General features: G+C 53.5%; 3 protein-coding genes. All 3 read right to left on the reverse strand.

Going from position 1 to position 3,251, the window contains the following annotated elements; translation table 11 throughout:
* Positions 1 to 236: 236 nt before the first annotated feature.
* The 3 genes from AC1RQI_RS16425 to AC1RQI_RS16435 are packed head-to-tail and all read right to left on the reverse strand — an operon-like array spanning position 237 to position 3,160.
* Positions 237 to 1,028, reverse strand: coding sequence for a PoNe immunity protein domain-containing protein (locus AC1RQI_RS16425; protein ID WP_481905691.1), 792 nt, complete (start codon positions 1,026 to 1,028; stop codon positions 237 to 239).
* 2 nt (positions 1,029 to 1,030) lie between these two features.
* A complete protein-coding gene (locus AC1RQI_RS16430) occupies positions 1,031 to 1,783 on the reverse strand; it encodes a PoNe immunity protein domain-containing protein (RefSeq protein WP_481905692.1) in 753 nt (250 codons plus the stop codon).
* Positions 1,784 to 1,795: 12 nt separating this feature from the next.
* The gene (locus tag AC1RQI_RS16435; protein WP_481905693.1) at positions 1,796 to 3,160 is read right to left on the reverse strand and encodes an RHS repeat-associated core domain-containing protein; all 1,365 of its coding nucleotides are present in this window, start codon (positions 3,158 to 3,160) and stop codon (positions 1,796 to 1,798) included.
* Between the last annotated feature and the right edge of the window lie 91 nt (positions 3,161 to 3,251).

Raw genomic sequence — 3,251 nt, forward strand, 5'->3', positions numbered from 1 at the left:
TCCAATGCTTAACAGGATGGAATCAGTGTGAGGGGTGTTCAGGCCAGCGAATAGGTGTCGGTTCGTTGGCGCTTACCATAGACGTACTGGGTGGTGCGGCCATCCTGGAGCCGGTGAGTCCAGACCTCTCTCTGGCAGTCCCACCACTAAGCAGGTGGCGCACCCCGTCGACATCCATGCGTCATTGCTCCGTGCACAGGGATCTGAACAATTCGAACATATGACGAGACTGGATCTTATGCCCTCAAATCTCTGGGATAGTAGGGATGCTCACGAAAGCCGCTGTCATTGATGTTGAGAAGGTTAACCACTAGGACTGCCTCCAGGCTCCAGTAACCCACATAATAGTCGGTATAAACGAACTCAAGTTCGCACAAGTGATTGTCATACCAGTCGGCATCCTGGCATTGCTCATACCAATTATTGAGAAATTGCTCAATCAGCTGTGGCCGGGTTACAGCATCAGCAGCAAAGGCATCCAAAAGCGGTTGATACAGTTCCGGATACAGCATCTGGTCACCAACCACGCGATCACGCTCACCCATCGTCACCGCTATGCGATCCAAAAGACGATCCCGTCCCTCATTGTCGATCAGCGCCAGAACCTCGTGCCGGTGACCTTCATCGAGGCCACAGGCCACCACCAGCGATAGCCACCACAGCGCATAAATATAGCGATTGATGTTGGGAGAGCCGGCTGCTTTGCCCTGACCGCCAAATACTTCAAAGGGGTTGCGATAGACCTGCTGGCTTGCCGGAAGGGTGTCAGCCACCGCCTTCAAGCGACGGCGCAAGGGCAGAATGTCAGCCACCATTGGTGCCAACCGCTCTCGGCTGGCGCCATAGGAATAATGGGCCACGGCCCGCAGGATGGCCAGTTGATACAGTTGTTGAGCAGCATCGACCTGCTCATCCGGGAGCACGATTTCGCCAGTGGCTAACGACTGGTCGATTTCTTGAATGCCTTCGTCAAACTGCTGTAAAAGGTCTTCGAAATAGGCCTTATACCGGCGCGTATCCCTGAACATGATCAGTCTCCGTGCACCAATGCTGCCGGGTAATGGCGGTGGTCACAGAAGCTGCTGTCATCAATATCAAAAAGCTTGGCCACCAGCGCTGCTTCGAAACACCAGTAGCCATAATAGGTATCATCACCTTTGATATGCAGATCGTGCCAACCTCGATCTTTGCAGGCGTCATACCAATTATCCAAGTACCGCCGCATCAAGTGCGGGCGCTGTGCCGGCTCCGCATCCAGCACCTTCAAGAGCTCTCCATAAGGTGTGTAAAGAGCCTTGTCACCAATTGGACGCTCAGCATCGCCCAACTGAACCGCAATACGATCAAACAGCTGATCTAGCCCCTCATTATTCATTAAGGCCAGTGTATCTCGAAAGTATTGCTGGTTCATGCCAACGCCAACTGCGAATGCAAGCCAATGAAGGTATTCATCATATCGATGCTGTACTAAGCGTTCCCATTGCACCCGGCCCGACTGTTCTTGATCTGGCAGGGCATCCGCGTATTCCTTTTGTAGCTTGCGGTATTTCAAAAGCCGATCCAAATCGCTCTTCATGTCGGCTATGGCATCACCTCGTGAATATCGTAGAATCAGAATTGTTAGCCCATCCCTAACAATTCCAACGCACTTCTTCATCAAAATTTCCGGACTAAATGATTCAGAGTTATCAATGTCGTTTATACGATCTTCAACGCCCTCTTCCTCTTCAAACTCAATGTATTCGTCAAAATACTTCTTAGTCTTCAACGGATCTCGAACCATAACTTTCTCCTATCAAAAACCATCCGGAGTACCATCGACATAACCATCTTTGTCCAGCTTCTGGGCCTTCATACTGCCGTCCGTATTACTTCGAATCAAATATTTATCGACTTTACCATCCTCTAGCCCCTTCTCAATACGCTTTGCTTCCTTTCGACTTAAACCGGATTTTTCCAGACGGTTGTTACCAAGAACCCAGTCATCACTGCCCTGCCGTCCGTCCTTAGTATTACCTAGTCTGGCTTTGTTATACTTCGCTTCCGTTATCGCGTAATCAGGCGGAGGACTGGGGTTTTGGTAGACCCCGTCTAGACCATTTTCGCCCGGTCGATACGTGCCGTCCGTCTTGCCCATCGGCGTAAAGCCCTTCTCCTTCATCAAGGCATGGGCATTATGCTCACCAGCGGCCGCTTTGCGGTGATTCGCTGACTTGTGATCGAAATCCTCCGGAGAGCGATAATTACTGTTCTTCTTCTGGAAGTTTGGTCCATCTTGTCCGGCGTCGTTTCCACCTGATTGCTTGCGGCGATTCAGCCCCCTCTTGACGCCCCTTCCGATGAAACCGCCAAGTGCTGCCATCGCCGCATCAGGGGCTGTGTAGAGTGCTGTCGCAAGCTCCGGCGACCCCTGCCCCATACCAACTTCGCCCAGAGCTTCCTTACCTGCTTCGTATTGCTCAAAGACAGGGGCAACCGCTTCGCCCATTGCCTGAGCCGCCTCAGTTTGAGGCTGAAGACCCGCTTTCTGTACGGTCTCAATGACGCTGGCGCCACTATCAACGCCTGCTACCGCGCTGGTTGCCAAACCGCTCAGCCCCGCAACCGCATCAACAGCGCCGTTCCAAAGACCGGTGCCCACCATCTCAGCACCCCCGACGCCCCAGTCGAGCGCGGACAGTTCCATATTATCGGGGACATCATCCGGGACCGGTGCTTCCTCCGGGCAGAAATAGGTATTCTCCGGAGTAACCACCATTCCATAGTCCAACCCCATTGGATCGATGTAATCGATTGGGTTAGGCGTGTAACGGTAGCTGTTCAGGCCTCCCTTGATGCCTATCGGGTCTGGGGTCAGGTAGCGCCCTGTTTCGGGATCATAGTCCCGGAAACGGTTGTGGTACAGGCCCGTGAGTTCATCCTCAAACTGCCCCGGCAGCCTGATGGGCTGGTGGACGCGTCCGTTGGGTGTTTCGGGGGAGCAATTGCCCCAGGCATCGGCGTTGGCCTGCCAGACCAGGTTGCCGGTTTCAGACCACAGGCGGATGGGCATGCCGCGCCAGTCCAGCTCGTAGTAGTAGGCCGTGCCGCTGATCAGGGTGATCAGCGGTTCATCCGTTTGCGGGTCGCGGATGTAGTATTCAGCGAACCCAGACGCGATTCTGGCCGCATCAGCGCTAACTCGTTGATGCGGTTATTGTTTTAAGAAGCGCCCGTTAAAGGGGTCGCTTTTGAGCCCAGAGGCGCTTTTT

It is taken from the genome of Salicola sp. AFF1 (assembly GCF_056783195.1).